The sequence below is a fragment of the Sulfurihydrogenibium azorense Az-Fu1 genome (genome assembly GCF_000021545.1).
In the GTDB taxonomy this organism is placed as follows: Bacteria; Aquificota; Aquificia; order Aquificales; family Hydrogenothermaceae; genus Sulfurihydrogenibium; species Sulfurihydrogenibium azorense.
The window spans coordinates 521,783-542,169 of sequence record NC_012438.1 but is presented as its reverse complement, the minus strand read 5'-3'; the positions used below and the strand labels follow the sequence as shown (position 1 = coordinate 542,169).

The window sequence follows — 20,387 nt, the reverse complement described above, 5'->3', positions numbered from 1 at the left end:
AATATTAACAAAAACCTAAAGGTGAAGAAGATGGAATTTTTAACTCAAGAAGTTAAATTTGATTTAGATATGATAAAAAAATACGACAAGCCAGCTCCAAGGTACACAAGTTATCCACCTGCAACAGAGTTTACCCACGATATAGATAAAAAAGATTACGTTAAAAAGATAATACAGTCAAACGATAGAAAAACACCCTTATCTTTATACTTTCATATACCATTTTGTGAAAATGCTTGCCACTTTTGTGGTTGCAACGTAATAATAACAAGAAGAAAAGAAGTTGTAAAACCATATTTAGACCATCTTTACAAAGAAATGGATTTATACAAAAATCTTATAGATACTAATAATAGAAAAGTAGTTCAGCTCCACTGGGGTGGAGGAACACCTAACTACTTATCAGATGAGGAAACAGTTGAACTTTTCAATGAGATAAAAAAGAGATTTATAATAGACCCACAAGCAGAGGTAAGTATTGAGATAGACCCTCGCCACGTTGATAAAGACAGAATATTCTTATTAAAAGAGATAGGGTTTAACAGAGTAAGTTTTGGTATTCAAGACTTTAACCCAAAAGTCCAAGAAGCTGTCAACAGAATACAACCAGAAGAGATGATATTTAACGTTATGTCATGGCTTAGACAAGCAGGGTTTGAAAGTGTAAACATAGACCTTATCTACGGGCTTCCATACCAAACGTTAGAAACATTTACAGAAACCATAGAAAAAACTATCAAGTTAAATCCAGACAGAATAGCGGTCTTTAACTTTGCATATGTTCCATGGCTTAAAAGACTTCAAAGAAATATAGATGAAAAAACACTTCCACCACCAGCTGAAAAACTAAGAATCCTTCAAATGACAATAGAAAAGCTCACTAATGCAGGGTATGTATTTATAGGAATGGACCACTTTGCAAAGCCAAACGACGAGCTGGCAATAGCTCAAAGGGAAAGAACTCTACACAGAAACTTTCAAGGTTATACAACAAAAGCTCAAGCAGAACTCTTTGGCTTTGGAGCAACATCTATAAGTATGCTTTACGATGGCTATGTACAAAACTATAAAGTTTTAAGAGATTACTATGAAACCATAGACTCTGGAAACCTTCCCATAGAAAGAGGAGTGTACCTCAATCAAGATGACATAATAAGAAGAGACGTTATAATGAAACTAATGTGCCACTTTAGGCTTGTTAAATCAGAGATAAGTGAAAAGTATAATATAGATTTCGATACATACTTTGAAACAGAGTTAAATCAGCTTCAAGACATGGAAAAAGATGGATTATTAAAACTCTATCCAGACAGAATAGATATCACACCTATAGGGAGACTTTTAATAAGAAACATAGCATCTACCTTTGACATTTACCTTAGAAACAAAAAAGAGAGAAGATTTTCTAAAGCAATCTGAGGTAGAGTTTGAGTATAGAGTATAAATTTTTATTCGCTTACGTTCTTATCTTAATCTCTATTTACATATCTTATAAAGAAAAAATAGGATTAGAAAAAGAGATACTGATAAACAGTATCAGGGCTTTTATTCAGCTACTTATTTTAGGATATGCTTTAATCTTCATTTTAAAACTGTCTAACGTATTTGAACTTTTTGGAATTTTGTTTGTTATGATTGTTTTTGCAGTTTATACAGCTGTAAAAAGGGTAAGCATACACGATGGAGTAAAAATAGCTTTTTTATCTATTTTTTTATCTTCTTTCATCATAATTGGAACCTTGGTTTTAACTAATGTACTGAGTTTAAAAGCAAACGAAATAATTCCTATAGGTGGAATGATTATAGGAAACTCTTTAAACGCTTACACTCAAACTATAGAAAGATTTAAAAGTGATGTAAAAAATAACGTTGACCTGATAGAAAACTTAATAGCTCTTGGACTACCCCTTAAAGAAGCTTTTAGGTTCCAAATAAAAAACTCAATAAAAGCAGCTCTTATACCTATACTTAACAATCTACAAACCTTAGGCATAATCTGGATTCCTGGAATAACTGCAGGAATGGTTTTGGCAGGGGCAAATCCTATTCATGCTGTTTTTTTTCAACTTGTTATAATGTTTAGTATGGTTGCAGTGGCAGTTTTAACATCTTACTTTGCAACAAACTTAAGTTATAAAAAAATACTATGGTCTATTTAGTTAGACTTTTTTATAATCTAATATTAACTTTTTTAATTATATTTTTTGTTCCCCTATGGTACTTTTTAAACGTTAGAAAAGGGTATAAAGTTGGACTTTTAGAAAGGTTTTTACTAAAGACAAAAAAGTTAGATTACCAACCTGTATGGATTCACTGTGCAAGTACAGGAGAGATAAAAACAGCTTTGCCTATTATAGATTATATAAAATCCAAAGAAAAAGTATTACTTACAGTATTCTCACCAAGAGCTTACAACTTTGCAGTAAACAATCTAAAAGATATGACGGTAGTATTTCTACCTTTTGATTTTGGATTTTTAATAAAAAGGTTTTTAAAAGTATACAATCCTAAACTATTGATAGTAGAAGAAGCTGAATTCTGGTTTAACCTTATTTACCATTCATCTAAAAAAATACCTGTTATATCAATCAACACAAAACTACCAAAAAATGTAAACAACATCTACTACAGAGAGATACTTAAAAGATTTTCTTTCTTTATAGTAAGAACTGAGGAAGATAAACAACCTCTTAAAAAGGTTGTAGCAGAGGATAAGATAGCAGTTTGTGGAAATCTCAAACTTTTGTCTCAAGTTAATTTAAAAGATGTTAAATTAGACAAAAAAGGTAAAAAAGTTATCTTAGCAGGAAGTACTCACTATCCAGAGGAAGAGATTTTAATAAAAGTTTTTCAAAAGATTAAAGAAACTCTCCCAAACACCTGCTTAATAATAGCTCCACGACACGTTGAAAGGGTAAAGGAAATTATCCAAACCATTAAAAAATACAACCTATCTTTCGATTTAAGGTCTAAAACCCTAGCATTAGACAACGATGTTTACATTGTAGATACATTGGGTGAGTTGTCATCTTTATACAAGTATGGTGATGTTGTTTTTGTAGGAGGAACTTTTTCAAAAGTAGGAGGCCACAACATTTTTGAACCAATACTAACAGGCAAAAAAGTTATAATAGGAAAAAATTACTTTAAAATAAAAGATTTAGTTATACAAGGGGAAAAATTAGGAGCTGTTGTAGTCGTAGAAGATGAAAATCAGTTAAAAGATGCTATTTTAGAACTTTTAAAAAATTCTGACTTAAAAGTAGATATTAGCAAAATTCAAATAGATATTTATAACTGTTATAAAAAGGAGATAGACAGATGGATTTGATAGAAAAGGCAAAAGAGTTTTATATAAACGAGATTTATGACTACAACTTTTACTCATTTTTAGCAGATAAAACAAAGAATCTATCTTTAAAAGAAAATCTATTAAAGATAGCAAAAGCAGAAGAAAAACACTCTAACTTCTGGAAGTATTTTATAACATCAAGAGGTCATAATTTACCTGAAATACCACAAGGTTATACAAAAAACAAATATTGGCAGTTTTTTGCAAATGTATTTAACCCAATACTTTTAATATCCATTTTAGAACAGGGAGAAAGTAATGCTTTAAAAGATTACTACAAATTCTTAAAAGAAGCTGACCTTAATGAGTACGAAGTAAACTCTTTAAAAAACATAATATTAGATGAAATAGAACACGAAACATTCTTTTCAAAAGAGGCAGAAAAACTTGGACTTACAAACGTAAGAGATTTAATACTGGGAATGAACGATGGATTAGTTGAGATTTTAGGAACGGTAGCAGGTCTTTCTGCAGTATATCCAACTAATCCTTTTTTAGTAGGTATCAGCGGTTGTGTAGTAGGTATAGCTGGAAGTTTGTCTATGGGTATAGGAGCTTACATATCGGTACGGTCTCAGAGACAGATAAGTGAAGCATTTAACGAAAGGAACAAAATAATAATGGATATTTTCCCAGAGAAAAGTTATGAACTTTTTGAAGAAAAACTAAAAGAAAGTGATATTCCTGATAATGTAGTTAAGGAAGTGGTAGAAAAGTTAAAAAAAGAAAATGTAAGTTTATCAAGTGTATTTCAAAAAGAAGTAGAAGAAAATGAGATAAAATCTGGATTTTTTACGGGATTTTCTTACTTACTTGGTGTAATTTTCCCAGTTTTACCGTTTTTCTTATTTGGTAATTCTTTTGTAGCTCTTGGTTTTTCTTTGGTTTTTGCGATGTTGATACTTAGTTTTGTAGCTTCTTTTGTAGCTATATTTTCTGGTATTTCTATTAAGAAAAAAATAACAGAGATGATTCTCGCAGCATCTTTTGCAGCTGCTACATCTTTTACTTTTGGTAAAATAGTCCAATACTTTTTTGGAATTGAGGTGTAATTATGCCATACAGTATGACAGGATTTACTTTTGTAAAAAAAACCTTTCCAGACTATGAGATATCTGTAAGTGTAAAATCTTTAAATAGTAAAGGTTTTGATTTGTCTTTAAAAGGGGATAAAAATGTTGTAATGTACTTAGATTTAGATATTAGAAAACTTTTTCAAGAAAGTTTTGAAAGGGGAACTTTTCAAGTTGTTATAAATATAACTTACCAAAATCTATCTAATGTTTTAGATGTAGAAAAATTAAAAATCATTCTATCTCAAATAAAAGACTTAGTAAACAATCTAAACTTAAACCTTACAGACGATAAAATCTATGATATCTTAAGTTATCAACTAAACTCAAACAACTCTGAAGAACTACCAAACCAGCTAAAAGAAGATGTACTAAATACAGTAAAAGAAAGTATCTCACTTTTAAAACAAGAAAGAAAGAGAGAAGGAGATAAGCTAATTTTGGACATAGAAAGTAGATTAAAAATAATAAAAGACTTTACAGAAAAAATAGAAAAAGAAAAGGAAGTTATCTTAGAAAAGGCAAAAGAAAGAATATACCAAAAAGTAAAACAGCTCCTTGGAGAAAACTACTCAGAAAGGGCATTTATAGAAGCTACACTCCTTGCAGACAAAATAGATATCACAGAAGAAGTAATAAGATTAAAAACCCATTTAGAAAGGTTTTACCAGCTAATCAAGTTAGATAAACCTATAGGTAGAAAGTTAGACTTTTTGTGTCAGGAGATGCACAGAGAGATAAACACTCTTGGAAACAAAATGCCAGACTTTAGCAATTACACTGTAGAGATGAAAACGCAACTGGAAAAAATCCGTCAACAAGTTCAGAATATAGAGTAGTTATCCAGCTTTAATATATAAATAAGCCATCACTGCAAAGAGTATAGCTGGTATAAGTATCAGCAATACTTTTACGTTTCTTTCGTATATACCATATATTTTGTCAAGCATAATTATCTCCTAAGGGTATAGTTGTTCTCCAGTATCAGGGTCGTAAATAAATATAGCTTTTACAGGACAAGCCTCAGCAGCTCTAAACATATCTTCAGATTCATCATCTGATAGCTCTAAAACAACTTCTTGTCTTTTCTTTTCTGCAACTTCTTGGAATAATTTTTCTTTATCTTTACCCGGTTCTAATATTACTGCTTTATGTCTTTTATCTAAAATTAGATATTTAGGAGCTTCTGGAACACATACTCCAATGCCTTCACATAAAGTCCTATCTACAACTACTTTTAACTTTACCATTCCAAACCTCCATCAATATGAGTATCTTTGTTCTTTCCAAGGGTCTCCTAAAATATGATAACCTCTCATCTCCCAAAAGCCGGGTCTGTCCTCTGGCATAAACTCAATACCAGCTACAAACTTTGCACTTTTCCAAGAGTACAGTTTTGGGACTATCAGTCTTAGTGGGTATCCGTTGTCCGGTGGTATAGGTTTTCCAAAAAGTTTATAAGCAAAAATTACATCTTCATCAAAAAAGTACTCTATAGGAATGTTAGTTGTATACCCATCTAAAGAGTGTATCATAACCGATTTAGCAGTTGGTTTTATGTTAACTAACTTTTTTATCTCATCTACGTGAAAGCCTTGCCACACAACATCTTTACAGCTCCATCTTGTTACACAGTGAAAGTCAGCAACAAGTTCAACAGGCTCTAAATCCATTATATCTTCCCAAGTTAAAACAACTGGTTTTTCAACTTCTCCAAATATCTTAAGTCTATACTGAGATAAATCCAATTCAGGAGGGTCTGATATTCCAAGAATAATAAGCTTATCTGTCCAATGTTGTCCTGGGGGAAGTCTATCGGGTCTAAAATTTATAGGGCTAACTATTCTTCTCAAGTTTCTCTCCTTTAGCACATTTTGGACATACACCTTCTATATCTATGTTTACATCTTTTACCTTAAACCCTTTCCTTGAAAGTTTCTTTAAATCCATATTGATATGTACCATATCAAGGCCTATATCGTAGATACTTTCACATTTTACACATTTAAAGTGGTAATGTCTATCAGTCCTTGCATCAAACCTACTTTGTTTTCCATCGTTTATCTCAGTGATGAAACCTTCCTCTTTTAAAATCTTTAAATTTCTGTAAACAGTACCTAAACTGATGTTTGGAATGTAAAGTCTTGCCTTTTCATAAATCCAGTCTGCAGTCGGATGTATATTAGTACTTTTAACTATCTCGTATATAATCTTTCTTTGGTTAGTGTTCCTTCTTTGCACTACTTTACCTCATAAAAAAATTCCAAGTACAATAATATTATAATTTATTAACAGATTTTAAATGATTTTAGACATACGGAGAGTTAATGGTATATCGTTTTATTGTCTTTACATTGATGCTTTTTTGGACGGTTGCTTACTGTAGTGATGATGTTATAATCTCTAACTATAAGCTCCCTAAAAACAATGCTTTGGAAGTGTACGAAAAAACAAAAGATTTAGAGCTTTTAAAAACACTGTTTGAACAAACAAACGATTTTGAAAGTATAGAGATAAAGGATAATAAAATATTTTTAGAAAAAAAACCAACACTTAAAACTTTAAATATATCTGGAAATAAAAGTTTTTGGAAATCAGAGATAAAAGCAATTACAGGCTTAAACGAAAATTACACTTTTGACACATCTCTACTTCAAACTATACCATTAAGAATAAGACAGTTCTATGCCGATAAAGGTTTTCTTTTTACAACTGTAGATATAACCTCTAACTATACTCCAGATGGTTATGCCACTATAAACTTGAAAATAAACGAAGGTAAAAAAACAAAGTTAAACGATATAATTTTCTTGTCAGACCAAAGTATTTCAGAGCTTGATAGAATAACCTTTCTAAAGGTTCTTAAATTAAAAAAAGGAGATTACTTATACTTTGATGAGATAGAAAAAAAGATAGAAAATCTTTTATCTTTCCTTAGAAAAGGTGGCTATTACGATGCTTTTGTTAATTTACAAGATATAGAGCAAGTAAATGAAAACTATGCAAACCTCTATGTAGCAATAAACTTTGGGACAAAGTACACTGTTAACTTTAAAGGAAACAAAGCTTTTAACGAAAATGAATTAAGAAAACTCTTAACCCTTGAAGAAAACGGCTTTAACCACTACCAGTTAAATAAATCCAAAGAAAACATTATCGAGTTTTACAAAGGACAAGGATTTTTGGATGTAGATGTTTCTTACGAAGTTTCAGAGTCAGAAGACCTTTATCAAGGTCTTTATTCACTTTTTTCTATAATAAACATAAACATAGAAGAGGGACAAAGGTATAAAGTTGATAAATTGGAAGTCAAAACAGATACTCCCGGAATTATGGATGGTGTTAAAAAGATACTAAGTAATTACTACAACCAAAGAGAGTTAAAAGAATTTTTAGAAAAAAGGGAAGAAGACTTCTACTCAAAAGGTTATCTTTCTGTAAACTACTCTATAAAAGAAAATGTTAAAGATAATGGTTTAGTTGATGTAGAAATATCATTCTACAAAGGAAAACAGTACATACTTACAAAAATAAATCAAGAAAACTATAAAACAAAAATTGAAGTTAAACTACCTAAGATTTACGACCCAAAAGAAATAGTAGAGATACAGAAAACCTTAAAGAAAAGTCTTCAAGAAGATGGATTTTTAGATGGTGATGTGCTGCTCAACGTAATAACTCAAGAGAAAGAAGATAAAGTAGAAGTAATAGCTGACTTTGTGTATGAAAAAGGCTCTATCTATAAAAACGGTATAACATTTATATACGGAAGTAATTATCTAAACCCTAAAGTAGTAAAATGGCAGCTGAGGGAAAAAGATACATTTGACTCTAAAGTAGTAGATGTAGCGATTAATAGACTCTATGATTCGAGACTCTTTGATTATATAAACCCTGTATTTTTAAAAAACGAGGAAGAGAAAGTCTTAGACAAAGCTTTAATACTACACGATGACAAAAGAGGCCTACTACAAGGTAGCGTAGGTTATAGTACAGACCAACAGTTTAAGGTATCAGCTGCGTTAATACTTAAAAATCTTTTCAGTTATGGATTAGAGAGCTCTATCTACTTAGAAAGATCAAACTTCCAAACAAACTACAGACTTAGTTTTGGTAGTAGACTCCTTCCTTACGGTTTAACCTCTTTTATATCTCCATATAAAAACATACAGTATAGAAGATACTTTAACCTTTCTTCACAAGGGTTTGACTTTTTTATTGAAAAGTTTCACAATAAATTTGTAAGGTTAAGGATTACTTTTGAAAGTAAAGATAGTTCTTTAGATAAACTAACCTTACCAAGCCCAGTAAAAAGCTATTCTCAATTTAAAATATCCTTATCTTTAACTGACGACCATAGAAACTCCAAAATTGACCCTAAAAAAGGTTATCTGTTTATATCTAAAATATCTAAATCTTTTAAAGATATAGACTATTATTCCGGAGAACTTTCTTTAAGGTTGTACAGTGAGTTTTTCAACTATTTAGTCTTCTCCCCAAGATTTTCAACAGGTTATATATTTAAAAATAATAACACCTTACCTATCTCAGAAAGATACTTTTTAGGTGGTATATCTTCTTTGAGAGGTTTTGGTATAGATGAAGTAGCAGGGGAAAAAGGAATTGGAGGAAACAGTTTTATCCTTATAAACAACGATTTAAGATTTTTAGTCTATCCAAAGTATAATATATATCTACTTACATTTTACGATTTAGGAAATGTTTATACAGACTTTAAAGAGTATAAAAGTCATAAATTTAGAAAGACAGCTGGAATAGGTATTTATGTTCCAACTCCTGCAGGTTCACTTATTTTAGATTATGCAAAGAAGTTAGACAGAAAGCCAGGAGAAAGTGGATACAGAATAGAGTTTAGTATAGGACTTGATTTTTAAGGAGGATAAAATTATGTTTGGTATAGGTTTACAAGAGCTTTTATTGATAATGGTTGTAGCCTTAATAGTTTTAGGTCCTCAAAGATTACCAGAAGTAGCAAAAGCTTTAGGTAAATTTTATAGAGAGATTAAATCTTCTGTTGATGAAGTAAAATCTTCTGTAGTAAATGATATATCCTCTGTTAAAAGTATACAAAAAGATATTAAAATAGATGATTTTAACCAAGTTAAACCTCAAGAGACTTCAAAAAGTTCGTTTGATGAAGAGTTTGAAAAAGAGATAAAAAAGCCTGAAGATAAAAAAGAAGTGGTAAGAGAAAAGGTAAGCTTTAAAAAAGAATCAAAAGAGGTATAAGATGGAGAATCAGCAACTTCCAGAAGCTCCAATAACAGAGCATCTTGCAGAGTTAAGAACAAGACTTATTAGAATAGTCCTTGCTTTAATAATTGGAACTGTAATAGCCTTCACTAAGGCAAACTACATATTCGAACTTTTAAAACAGCCTCTTTTAAAAGTTAACCCTAATCTAAAACTGTACTTTCTCTCACCTACTGAACCTTTCTTCACAGCTTTTAAAATATCATTTTTAGCGGGGTTTATACTGGTTTCACCTTTTGTTTTCTACCAAATATGGAAGTTTATTGAACCTGCTTTGTATGAACATGAAAAAAAGTTGGCAGTACCGTTTGTATTTTTTACAACATTGTTTTTTGCTATTGGATGTTTGTTTTCATTTTATCTTGTTCTACCTATAGCAATAGGATTTTTTATTAACTTTGGTAATATCCAACTTGGAGCTGAGGCTATATTTTCTGTAAAAGAATATATATCTTTTGTTTTGAGAATGATTTTAGCTTTTGGATTAACCTTTGAGCTTCCTGTTGTTTTATCATTACTCGCAAGACTTGGTTTAGTAACTCCAGAGTTTTTACAAAAAGCAAGACCATACTTTATTGTAATTGCTTTTATAGTTGCAGCTGTACTTACACCAACTCCAGATGTTTTTAGTCAGTTGATGCTGGCTATTCCATTGATTTTATTCTATGAAATTTCTATAATTATAGCAAAGATACTTTATCCAAAAAGTACAAAGTACAAGGAGCTACAGAATGAATAACTACATAATAAATGAACTAAAAAAAGAAGAATCTTGGAGACTTTTTAAAATTATCGGAGACTTTATAGATGGCTTTGAAGTAATGCCAGATTACCAGCCAAGTGTAACTATCTTTGGGTCTGCAAGGGTAAAAGAAGGGGACAAATACTACGATTCTGCAAGACAACTTGGATTTAAACTAGCAAAGAAAGGTTTTACGATAGTCACGGGAGGAGGTCCAGGAATAATGGAAGCTGCCAATAGAGGAGCTTTTGAAGCAGGAGGAAACTCTATAGGTCTCAACATCAAACTACCAAAAGAGCAAAAGCCCAACCCATATTTAACATTAACGTTAAACTTTAACTATTTCTTTGCAAGAAAAGTTATGCTTGTCAAGTACGCTACAGGTTTTGTACTCTTCCCCGGGGGATATGGAACCTTAGATGAGGTTTTTGAGACATTAACTTTAATTCAAACCAAAAAGTTAAAACCTTTTCCTGTGATTTTTTTTGGAAGTGATTACTGGGATGGACTTTTACAGTGGTTAAAATCAAAAGTGGTAGCTAATAATTATATAGATGAAGAAGACTTAAATATATTTAAAATAATGGATAACATAGATGAAGTTGTAGATTACATAGAAAGCTTTTATATTAAACATTCAAAAGAGATAGGAGAATTTTAAAATGGTTGTTGATGTAAAAAATTTATCAGAAGACCAGATATATAAGTTAATGATAAGTACAATAGCTCCAAGACCTATTGCATGGATTTCAACAGTATCTAAAGAAGGCATATACAACATTGCACCATTTAGCTTTTATATGGGAATATCGTCATCTCCCCCTTTAATAGCGGTATCTATTGGTAAAAAAGATAATGAAAGAAAAAAAGATACTTGGAAAAATATTGAAGAAACAGGAGAGTTTGTTATAAATGTTGTCACATACGATTTAGTAGAAAAAATGAATATTACAGCTGTAGCTTTTGACGAAAAAATAGATGAGTTTAAAGAAGCAGAATTAACACCTGTACCCTCAGATATAGTAAAAGCACCAAGAATAAAAGAATCCCCTATTAACATAGAGTGTAGAAAATACATGATTATAGAAATAGCTGACATGGGACTTATTTTTGGAGAGATTTTGAAATACCATATAGATGACAACCTCTTAAATGAAAAAGGCTATGTGGATAACAAAAAACTAAAAATTGTAGGAAGGTTAGGGGGAGCTGACTATTGCTATGTATCTTTAGAAAATATCTTTACTTTAAAAAGACCTGACAAGAGGTGAGTAATATGAATACCGAGCAAATTGAGATATTACTAAAAGAAAAAAATCTAAAGCTAACAAAACAAAGAAAAAATATAATTAACAAGCTTTTAGAAATAAAAGGGCATTTTGAGATAGAAGAACTTGCTTACAAACTTAAAAATAAAGGGATTAAAGCCTCAAGAGCAACAGTTTATAGAACTTTATCTATTTTAAAAGAGCTTGGACTTATAAACGAAGTTATAAAACACGGTAATAAAACTTATTACGAAGTAAATTTAAAAGAACATCACGATCATTTAGTATGTTTATCTTGTGGAAAAATAATTGAGTTTCACGACGAAAAAATAGAAAAAATCCAAAATAAAGTCTGTAAAAAGTTTAAATTTAAACCTTATTACCACAGACTTGAGATTTTTGGAATATGTAATGAATGTCAAAAAAAGTTAAAAAAGAGGGGTTAACCCCCCTTTTTTATTAGTGATGATGACCACCTATTCCGTGAGCGTGTCCATGTAATATCTCATCTGGAGTAGCTTCTCTAACATTTACAACTTCAATCTCAAACACTAAGTCTCTACCAGCTAAAGGATGGTTTAAATCTACTGTAACAGTATTTTCATCAAAATCGACTACAACCATACTAATAATTTGCCCTTCTGGAGTTTGAGCTTGTAAAGGTAATCCAACTTCAAGGTTAATACCTTGGAAATACTCTCTTGGAACTTTCTGAATTAAGTTTGGGTCAGGTAAGCCGTAAGCTTCCTCTGCCGGTACTTCTATAACTCTTTTTTCTCCTTGCTTCATACCCTGCATTCTTGACTCTAAACCGGGGATTATTTCTCCTACACCTGTTAAAAATGTTAGTGGTTGACCTGCACTTGCATCAAGCACTTCTCCAGTTTCTTTGTCTTTGAGAGTGTACTCAAAAGACACAACTTTTCTGTCTCCTACTTCCATACTAAAACTCCTTAAAAAATATTTAGTACCCTAAGGCACTATCTGGATACTTTCAGATAAAGATAATTCCTAAAGAACTACCTTTACTTGAAAATACCCTCAAGATTTAACTCTTCTTTTTCTTTTTTATTGTTAAAAATATAAACCTTTTTGTCTGAATTTTCAAGTGTTATAACTATCACTTTCTTAAAACCGTTTTTAAATGCAAAATCCATGGATTTTTCAACTTCTCTTTTTACTATATCCCTTGCAACAGAAAAACCTTTTTCTCTTAGATACTTAGCTATTTGATAAGCCAAAGTTTTATCCTCAGTCGTATCTATTATGTAATAATCTTTTTGGGGTTTTAAATCTAAAGTTAACTTTTTTAAGTAATCAAAGAGATAGAGAGTATCAAAAGCAAAACCTGTAGCTGGATAATCATCGTTATACATGCTTAGTAGTCTATCGTACCTTCCACCATAACCAACAGGTTTAGGAAAATCTTTTATAAAAATCTCAAAAACCATACCTGTATAGTAATCAAACTCTCTTGGTTCTGATAAATCAAAAAACACATGTTTATGAAGGTCGTATTCTTGTAAAATTGTGTATATTTTAATAAATTCTTGTAAAACTTGATAAATAGCGGGATAATCTTTAAGCTGATCTGCTTGAGCTTTTATCATATCAATACTTCCATTTAAGGTAGGTAAAGAGATTATAAAACTCTTTAGCTTTTTATCTATGTTTAAATGTTGTACGAAACTTTCTAACTTATAAATTTCTCTGTTTTTAATACAACTTAAAAACTCTTGATATTCATTTTGAGAAAGGTTTAAAAGCTGTTTTAACACTTGAAATAGTTTTATGTTGTTTATATCTATCTGAAAGTTTTCTATTCCCAAATTTTTCAATGAAGAGGTTGCAACTGCTAAAACTTCCGCATCAGCTTCCAGCTGAGAGACACCTATCAATTCTATACCTATCTGTTTTCTTTCGTAAAGTTTATCACCTTTTGGAACAGTGTATCTAAATACATCTCCACAGTAGTAGAGTCTTATAGGAAAATCTTTATCTTTTAAAGATGCAACATACCTTGCTATCTGGGTTGTAAAGTCTACTCTTAGGATAAGTATTTCACCTTCAAATCTATCTATAATTCTAAAAAGATTTTTTCTTATATCAGGAGAAAAAATATGACTATGAACGTCATAATACTCAATAGTAGGAAGTGTAATTTTATCGTATCCCCAAACTTTAAAAGTGTTTTCTATAGTTTTTTCTATATGGTCTAAAAGAAAGCTGTCTTCTACATTAAAACATCTAACACCTTTAGGTAAATCTATCTTCAACTTTTTACCCTTAAAGTGCATCTAAAGCGGGAACAAACTCTTCCCCAAGATAGTAAGTGTTGTTAAGTTTATAAAGTATAGGTCTTAGTGGGTCATAGTCTAGTATTGAATAAGAAGCGTTATCACAACCAAAACTCCAGAATTTATCCATATCAAGATTTAACCCTGCCGTTAAACAGGCTCTTATAGGCACTGTATGGGATACAACCACTATGGTTTCTCCTTCATGTTTTGATAACATATCAGATAAAAATTTTTTTACTCTATCAAAAACATCTTTTAAAGACTCTCCTTTTGGAAACTTAACTTCGTGAGGTTGATATATCCACTGTCTAAACATATCTGGATATTTTTCTTTTACCTCTTCAACTAACAACCCTGACCAGTCTCCATGGTCTATCTCTATAATATCTTGATTTTTTATTATAGGTAAATTCAACTCTTGACTTATATACTCTGCGGTTTGATATGTTCTTTTAAGAGGGCTTGAGTAAAGAGCTGAAGGGTTGTATTTTTTTAAAGCCTTTCCTATGAGTTTTGCTTGTCTATGACCTCTTTCACTTAGTTCAGGGTCAAGTCTTCCTTGATACCTTCCTATTGGGTTCCATAAACTCTCTGCATGTCTTACAAATATAATTCTAACCACTTTTATATCTCCTTAAACACTGTTTATGTATATTTCTTGAGCTTTTTTTACACCTTTTCCAAGGTCAACCTTATAACCGTTTTTATAAAGAGCTATCTCTATTGCAGATATAACTTCTATCATATCAAGGTAATCAAAGTATCCCATATGGGCTATTCTTATTATCTTACCTTTTAAATGGTCTTGTCCACCAGCTACTCTTATACCTATTTTTAACAAATCCTTTCTAAATTTATCTGCATCTATACCTTCAGGAGTAAATACACCTGTTGCAGAGTTTGAAGGACTTTCAGAAAGTAGTTTTAAACCAATTTCTTTCATAGCTTCCCTTGTCATCTGGGCTAAGATAGAATGCCTTTTTTCTAAATTATCTAATCCTTCTTCAAGTATAAGGTTAAGACTTTCGTTAAGTGCAATAATAAGGTTTATAGCAGGTGTGTAGGCAGTTTGACCTTTTGCTTGTTTTTTACTTTCTGCTTTTACGGAAAAGTAGTACTTTGGTAAATTACTTTTTTCTAATCTCTTTTCAGCTTTTTCACTGTAATAAAGTATAGAAAGACCCGGAGGAAGCATTAAAGCTTTTTGGCTTCCTGTTACAAGGATATCTATACCTATTTCTTGTGGAAAAACTTTGTAAACACCTACAGAAGTAATACCATCAACTACTAATAGACAATCTTCTAAAGAAGAAGAGATTTGAGATAAAAATTGTAAATCGTGTAAAGTTGTAGTTGAAGTTTCAGAATGCTGAACTAGTATACCTTTTAAATCTGGGTTATTTTTCACAATCTCACTTACTTTATCTTTGTCGTAGGTCCTTCCCCACTCTATTTGGTAATCTATCACTTGTAGTCTAAAAGTTTTGGCTAAATCTCTCCACCTTTCTCCAAACTTTCCTGCATTTATAACTAAAACTTTGTCATTTTCACTGAAGAAATTTACTATGGAAGCTTCCATAGCTCCAGTTCCAGAAGAAGCAAACATTAAAACATCTCTATCTGTGTTGAAAAGTTTTTGGAGTTTTTCTCTTGTTTGTAAGAATATATTTGTAAATTCTGGTGTTCTGTGGTGGATTATCTGTTGACCTAATGCTTTTATAACTTGTGGTGGTAAAGGTACAGGTCCGGGAGTAAACAGCCTTTCTTTAATCAATAAAGATTCCTCCAAATCTAAAAATTTTTAAATATTTTAACACAAAAAAGGGGAGTTAGACTAACTCTAACTCCCAAAATTTTGGAGGAGGTAGGTTAAAAAGGTTTAGCAGCAGGAGCTCTTAAAGATACACACAAAATTTATGCCAAATTTTTAACTTGTAAATTATAGACCCTAATTTCCAATTCGAAAAAAAGATGAAATAAAAAACCTCCAGTGGTATCATAAAGTAAAACTACCACTGGAGGTAAAATCATGACTTTTAGAGATTATATCATAAACGTTTATATTCTGACAGATGAAATCCTAAAACTCATAAAACATAAACATAAAACAAATAAGCCTAAATTCTCTGATGTAGAGCTTATAACTCTCATCATATTTTCTATGAGCTATAGAAAAGGTGATTACAAAATAACACTTAAGAAATTTAAAGAGAATTACAATGACCTTTTCCCTTATGTTCCTCAATTACCAGCAATAGTAAAAAGAGCTAAAAAACTATATAAACTTGCTCAAGTAATCTCAATCATTCTTACAAATTTATTTTCTGAGAAGATAACCACAGTATACATAGCAGATACAAAACCAATACCTGTTTGTAAAAATCAAAGAATGAAAAGAAACAAGAAAGTTTCTGGTAAGTTATACAAAGGAAATAATGCAGCAAAAGAATGGTTTGGTTTTAAAATAGGATTAATAGTGGATTATTACAAAAGACCGATAGGATATGAGATTATTCCAGCTTCAAAGCATGATATAAACTTTTTAAAGGAAGTAAAAGAGGACAGTGTTTTGATAGATATATTAAACAAAGGGACAATAATAGCAGACAAAGCTTTTAATTCAAAGGATTTAAAAGAAGAATTTAAGAGTTTAGGAATAGAGTTAGAGGCTATAAGAAAGAAGGGGAAAGTACATCACAAACAAAAGGATAAACAAGAGTTTTTAAAGAGAGTAAGGAAGAGAATAGAGACAGTATTTAGCAAGTTATACTATATGGGAATAGAGGATATCAGGGCAGTATCTTTAGAAGGATTTAAAGCTAAGATAAACTTCTTCATTTTAGCTTTAAGTTTTGCTACTTGTCTTGGTTTGTTTTAAAATTATTTAAATTGGAAATTAGAGTTATAGAATATTTTGGAATATACACAGTCTCTTTTAGGACAGTTTTGTCCCATTTGGGACATACCAAAAAGGGCTAAAGAAAATGATAAATAAATTATTGGAAAACAAGGTTAAAATATTGTATAATTTTAATGTTTTGAAAAGCGGAGGAGATAATAGATATGATAAAAAAGGTACATTATTTACACTTTATAATATTCTTGTTAATCTACAGTTTAAAAGCTTTAGCTCAAATTCAAGTAGAAGCTGGAGACTTATCTTACTTCTATGTAGAGTATAAACAAACCATAATGGCAGGAGAGAGCATACCTGTAAAGATTATAGCAAAAGACCCGTTTGATAACGATATAGAAAACTTTAGTGGAATTGTTGATATTATTTATGATGGCAAATCAGAGAAAGTTAAAATAGAAAGAGGTGTTGGTAGGTTTAACTTTTCAACTACTAAAATTGGAAAGTATGATTTTCGTATAAATTACAATGGAAAAATCTACCTTGTTAAAGATAAATATACAAATGGTCTTTTAAACGGTTTTAAAATCTATGTTAAAAACGGTCCTGCAGAAAAAGTAGATATAATAACTTCCCCAGAATTTATTCCCGGTTATACTAAAAGGTTAAAGTTAGTTGCTAAAGATGCATACGGTAATTTAGTATCCGACACTTCAGGTGTAGAACAAACTCTAAGTATAGAATCTAATGGAACTTTCAAAACAACTTTAGATATAAAATCTTTTAACAATGGATCAAAAGAAATTGAATTTGTACCTTTAGATTTACACGATATAATCTTGAAGGTTAAGAGTGATGGTAAAACTTTAGGAGAAGCAAAATTAGAGTACAAAAAACAAGAAATAGGTGAGATAAAAGTAGCATACCCAGAAAAAGTAAAAGCAGGTCAAGAGTTTGATTTCTATATAGCAGTGTACGATACAAACGGCTTACTTATTAAAGTTTATGACAAGATTGGTAAACCTATAAAACTAACCCATAACGGTAAAGGCATACTATACCCTGATACTATTGAACCTTCTGCATTTGTAAACGGAGAAGCTACTGTAAAACTTGTATACACTAAATCAGAAGAAATAAAAATAAAACCTGTTATAGAAGATAAAGCACCTAATATAATAAAGGAAGAAAAACCAAAGAAAAGTGAAACTATAAAAAAAGAACCTGAAAAACCTCAAACTTTAAAAGAAGAAGAAAAACCTAAACCTGTGGAAAAATTTACTGCTAAACCAAGATTAATGCAAGAACCTGTTAAAATCTTAAATTTAATTATCCCAAAGAATTTTGGAAAAATAGATAAGGTTATAGAAAAAGGTAAAAATGAGTATCTCGTAATGATAGCTGATAGGAATGAGAATTTTGACTTTGTCCCTATAGAAAGGGATGTAACAGTAAAAAATAGAAATATTGGAAAACTGAGAATCTCTGCGGACAACAACAGTGAAAATTTAATTCTTAAATTAAACATCCTTAAAGAATATAAAGTAGAAGTTAAACCTGACAAAGATAACAACTTGATTAGGGTAGAAATCTATGAATAGGTATTAAACTTTTATTGCAACAAGCAAGCCATCTCTTAATGGAATTAAGGTTGTAAAAAATTCTTGTGATGAAAACATATACTCGTTAAACTCTTTAATCTTTCTTGTTTGCTTATCTACATCTTCTTCTAACACTTTACCGTGCCAAAGGGTATTATCTGCTATAACAAGTCCACCAGAACTTAAATTATCTTTTAGTATTAAAATACTGTCTAAATACTTGGCTTTTTCATGGTCAAAAAATAGAATATCAATATTTTTATACTCTTTTGCTATCTCTACTCCATTACCTAATCTTAATTCAACTTTATCTATTAAACCAGCTCCCGATAAAAAATCTTTTGCCATCTCTAAATTATCTTGACTGTAATCCGTTAAAACTACTTTACCACTACTTAAAGCTTTTGCAAACCAGTAAGCAGAATAGCCGTATCCTGAACCTACTTCAACAATTAGCTTAGGATTTTTAAGCTTTGTAATCAAATACAAAAACCTTCCGACAGACCTGCCAACTATCGGGAAACCTACCTTTTGTGCGTAATTTTCCATATGTTGCAAAATCTCTTCATCTTCTACTTTAGACAGGTAGTTTAATTTATCTATATAACGTTGGATATCTTCAAATAAAATCATCTCACACCTCTCAAATCAATGTATATGGGGATTATAGCATAAATGGTATAATAGTTTAAAAATTTTTTAACATACTGGAGGACAAAATTTATGAAAAAGAGAGTTGTACTTGCTTACTCAGGAGGATTAGATACCTCTGTAATAGTTAGATGGCTCACAGACAGAGGTTTTGAAGTTATAACTTATACAGCTGACGTAGGTCAAGGGGAAGAGCTGTCTGAGATAGAAGAAAAAGCGTTAAAAGCAGGAGCTGTAAAGGCTATAATAGATGATATAAAAGAAGAGTTTGCAAGGGATTACTGTATGCCACTTATGAGAGCTACAGCTTTATACGAAGGTAAATACACTTTACTGTCATCTTTATCAAGACCTTTAATTGCAAAAAAGTTAGTTGAAGTTGCCCATAGAGAAGGAGCTCATTATGTAGCACACGGTTCAACTGGAAAGGGAAATGACCAAGTTAGATTTGAAGCTTCTGTATGGGCTTTAGACCCGGATATAGAAGTTTTAGCACCTGTAAGAGAATGGGAGTTTAAGTCAAGAGAAGAAGAGATAGACTACGCAATGAAACACGGTATTCCAGTAAAAGCAACAAAAGAAAAACCATACTCATATGATAGAAACTTATGGGGAGTTGCTATAGAAGCTGGTCCACTGGAAGACCCTTGGACAGAACCTCCAGAAGATGCTTTTGAGATTACAGTCTCCCCAGAAAAAGCACCAGATACTCCAGAGTATATAGAAATTGAGTTTAAAGAAGGAACGCCTATTAAGTTAAACGGAAAAGAGTACGATCAACTTTGGAAACTTATTTGGGATTTAAACGAGATAGCAGGAAAACACGGCGTTGGTAGAATAGATATGGTAGAAAACAGACTTGTAGGAATAAAAACAAGAGAAGTTTACGAGTCTCCAGCCGGACTTATCCTTATATCAGCTTACGATGACCTTGAAAGTATAGTTTTAGACAGATTTACTTATCATTACAAAAAAGACCATATATCTCACCCTTACGCAAAGTTAGTTTATGAGGGGTTATGGTTTTCCAAATTAAGAGAATCTTTAGATGCTTTTAACAACGAAATTGCCAAAATAGTTAACGGAAAAGTAAGAGTTAAACTTTATAAAGGAAGCTTTAAAATAGTAGGAAGACAATCTCCAAACTCTCTTTACAGTGAAGACCTTGCAACCTACAGTCCTAAGGATGCTTTTGACCATAAAGCAGGTGGTGCATTTACAAAAGTATGGGCTTTACCACTAAAAGTATTTGCAAGAGCAAACAAGAGGTAA

Annotated in this window: 22 protein-coding genes; 14 read left to right on the top strand and 8 right to left on the bottom strand. The window is 31.1% G+C overall.

Annotated features, from left to right (window positions below):
• Positions 1-30 precede the first annotated feature (30 nt).
• From hemN to SULAZ_RS02915, 5 genes are read left to right on the top strand one after another with little or no spacing between them, the layout of a single operon-like run.
• Positions 31-1,419, top strand: coding sequence for an oxygen-independent coproporphyrinogen III oxidase (gene hemN / locus SULAZ_RS02935; protein WP_012674071.1), 1,389 nt, complete (start codon positions 31-33; stop codon positions 1,417-1,419).
• 8 nt (positions 1,420-1,427) lie between these two features.
• Positions 1,428-2,159 (top strand): ABC transporter permease, encoded by a 732-nt coding sequence (locus SULAZ_RS02930; RefSeq protein ID WP_012674075.1) that lies wholly within the window; start codon positions 1,428-1,430, stop codon positions 2,157-2,159.
• Positions 2,147-3,331: a 3-deoxy-D-manno-octulosonic acid transferase gene (locus tag SULAZ_RS02925; RefSeq protein ID WP_012674894.1), complete on the top strand. Its 1,185-nt coding sequence runs from the start codon at positions 2,147-2,149 to the stop codon at positions 3,329-3,331. Before SULAZ_RS02930 ends, SULAZ_RS02925 begins: the two co-directional genes overlap by 13 nt.
• On the top strand, positions 3,322-4,404 hold the full coding sequence (locus tag SULAZ_RS02920) for a VIT1/CCC1 transporter family protein (RefSeq protein ID WP_012673917.1): 1,083 nt from the start codon (positions 3,322-3,324) through the stop codon (positions 4,402-4,404). Before SULAZ_RS02925 ends, SULAZ_RS02920 begins: the two co-directional genes overlap by 10 nt.
• A gap of 2 nt (positions 4,405-4,406) precedes the next feature.
• Positions 4,407-5,264 carry a YicC/YloC family endoribonuclease gene (locus SULAZ_RS02915; protein WP_012674482.1) on the top strand — a complete coding sequence of 286 codons (858 nt, stop codon included), beginning with the start codon at positions 4,407-4,409 and terminating at the stop codon, positions 5,262-5,264.
• Between the two features lie 120 nt (positions 5,265-5,384).
• Here the strand turns inward: SULAZ_RS02915 and SULAZ_RS02910 are convergent, their stop codons facing one another.
• The 3 genes from SULAZ_RS02910 to SULAZ_RS02900 are packed head-to-tail and all read right to left on the bottom strand — an operon-like array spanning position 5,385 to position 6,666.
• Positions 5,385-5,675 carry a ferredoxin gene (locus SULAZ_RS02910; RefSeq protein WP_012673796.1) on the bottom strand — a complete coding sequence of 97 codons (291 nt, stop codon included), beginning with the start codon at positions 5,673-5,675 and terminating at the stop codon, positions 5,385-5,387.
• A gap of 12 nt (positions 5,676-5,687) precedes the next feature.
• Positions 5,688-6,278, bottom strand: a complete 591-nt coding sequence (locus SULAZ_RS02905; protein ID WP_012674546.1) for a sulfite oxidase-like oxidoreductase — start codon at positions 6,276-6,278, stop codon at positions 5,688-5,690.
• A complete protein-coding gene (locus SULAZ_RS02900; RefSeq protein ID WP_012673560.1) occupies positions 6,262-6,666 on the bottom strand; it encodes a Fur family transcriptional regulator in 405 nt (134 codons plus the stop codon). Before SULAZ_RS02900 ends, SULAZ_RS02905 begins: the two co-directional genes overlap by 17 nt.
• 116 nt (positions 6,667-6,782) lie before the next feature.
• On the opposite strand from SULAZ_RS02900, the gene SULAZ_RS02895 reads away from it, so the two are divergent.
• Genes SULAZ_RS02895 through SULAZ_RS02870 form a run of 6 tightly spaced genes read left to right on the top strand, consistent with a single transcriptional unit; the run spans position 6,783 to position 12,155 of the window.
• Positions 6,783-9,320, top strand: coding sequence for a BamA/OMP85 family outer membrane protein (locus SULAZ_RS02895; RefSeq protein ID WP_148205407.1), 2,538 nt, complete (start codon positions 6,783-6,785; stop codon positions 9,318-9,320).
• A 13-nt stretch (positions 9,321-9,333) separates the two neighbouring features.
• On the top strand, positions 9,334-9,675 hold the full coding sequence (tatB, locus tag SULAZ_RS02890) for a Sec-independent protein translocase protein TatB (RefSeq protein WP_012675070.1): 342 nt from the start codon (positions 9,334-9,336) through the stop codon (positions 9,673-9,675).
• Position 9,676: 1 nt separating this feature from the next.
• Positions 9,677-10,438 (top strand): twin-arginine translocase subunit TatC, encoded by a 762-nt coding sequence (tatC, locus tag SULAZ_RS02885; RefSeq protein WP_012673452.1) that lies wholly within the window; start codon positions 9,677-9,679, stop codon positions 10,436-10,438.
• Positions 10,431-11,102, top strand: a complete 672-nt coding sequence (locus SULAZ_RS02880; RefSeq protein ID WP_012674772.1) for an LOG family protein — start codon at positions 10,431-10,433, stop codon at positions 11,100-11,102. Before tatC ends, SULAZ_RS02880 begins: the two co-directional genes overlap by 8 nt.
• Before the next feature lies 1 nt (position 11,103).
• Positions 11,104-11,712: a flavin reductase family protein gene (locus tag SULAZ_RS02875; protein ID WP_012674238.1), complete on the top strand. Its 609-nt coding sequence runs from the start codon at positions 11,104-11,106 to the stop codon at positions 11,710-11,712.
• Positions 11,713-11,717: 5 nt separating this feature from the next.
• On the top strand, positions 11,718-12,155 hold the full coding sequence (locus SULAZ_RS02870; RefSeq protein WP_012674593.1) for a Fur family transcriptional regulator: 438 nt from the start codon (positions 11,718-11,720) through the stop codon (positions 12,153-12,155).
• Between the two features lie 13 nt (positions 12,156-12,168).
• Here SULAZ_RS02870 and SULAZ_RS02865 read toward each other — a convergent pair whose 3' ends face one another.
• The 4 genes from SULAZ_RS02865 to SULAZ_RS02850 all read right to left on the bottom strand — a co-directional run bounded on the left by SULAZ_RS02865 (position 12,169) and on the right by SULAZ_RS02850 (position 15,783).
• Positions 12,169-12,651: an FKBP-type peptidyl-prolyl cis-trans isomerase gene (locus SULAZ_RS02865; RefSeq protein ID WP_012673852.1), complete on the bottom strand. Its 483-nt coding sequence runs from the start codon at positions 12,649-12,651 to the stop codon at positions 12,169-12,171.
• A gap of 83 nt (positions 12,652-12,734) precedes the next feature.
• Positions 12,735-13,985 carry an ATP phosphoribosyltransferase regulatory subunit gene (gene hisZ, locus SULAZ_RS02860; RefSeq protein ID WP_041675988.1) on the bottom strand — a complete coding sequence of 417 codons (1,251 nt, stop codon included), beginning with the start codon at positions 13,983-13,985 and terminating at the stop codon, positions 12,735-12,737.
• A gap of 10 nt (positions 13,986-13,995) precedes the next feature.
• On the bottom strand, positions 13,996-14,631 hold the full coding sequence (pspA, locus tag SULAZ_RS02855; RefSeq protein WP_012673440.1) for a phosphoserine phosphatase PspA: 636 nt from the start codon (positions 14,629-14,631) through the stop codon (positions 13,996-13,998).
• Between the two features lie 12 nt (positions 14,632-14,643).
• The gene (locus SULAZ_RS02850) at positions 14,644-15,783 is read right to left on the bottom strand and encodes a pyridoxal-phosphate-dependent aminotransferase family protein (RefSeq protein WP_012675016.1); all 1,140 of its coding nucleotides are present in this window, start codon (positions 15,781-15,783) and stop codon (positions 14,644-14,646) included.
• A gap of 255 nt (positions 15,784-16,038) precedes the next feature.
• Here SULAZ_RS02850 and SULAZ_RS02845 point away from each other — a divergent pair, with 255 nt between their 5' ends.
• Both SULAZ_RS02845 and SULAZ_RS02840 read left to right on the top strand, forming a co-directional pair.
• A complete protein-coding gene (locus tag SULAZ_RS02845; protein ID WP_012674111.1) occupies positions 16,039-16,887 on the top strand; it encodes an IS982 family transposase in 849 nt (282 codons plus the stop codon).
• Between the two features lie 185 nt (positions 16,888-17,072).
• Positions 17,073-18,464, top strand: coding sequence for a hypothetical protein (locus SULAZ_RS02840; RefSeq protein WP_012675023.1), 1,392 nt, complete (start codon positions 17,073-17,075; stop codon positions 18,462-18,464).
• Between the two features lie 3 nt (positions 18,465-18,467).
• On the opposite strand, the gene SULAZ_RS02835 is transcribed toward SULAZ_RS02840, so the two are convergent.
• Positions 18,468-19,097: an O-methyltransferase gene (locus SULAZ_RS02835; RefSeq protein ID WP_012673879.1), complete on the bottom strand. Its 630-nt coding sequence runs from the start codon at positions 19,095-19,097 to the stop codon at positions 18,468-18,470.
• Between the two features lie 90 nt (positions 19,098-19,187).
• On the opposite strand from SULAZ_RS02835, the gene SULAZ_RS02830 reads away from it, so the two are divergent.
• Entirely contained in the window at positions 19,188-20,387 is a 1,200-nt protein-coding gene (locus tag SULAZ_RS02830; protein ID WP_012673786.1) for an argininosuccinate synthase, read from the top strand.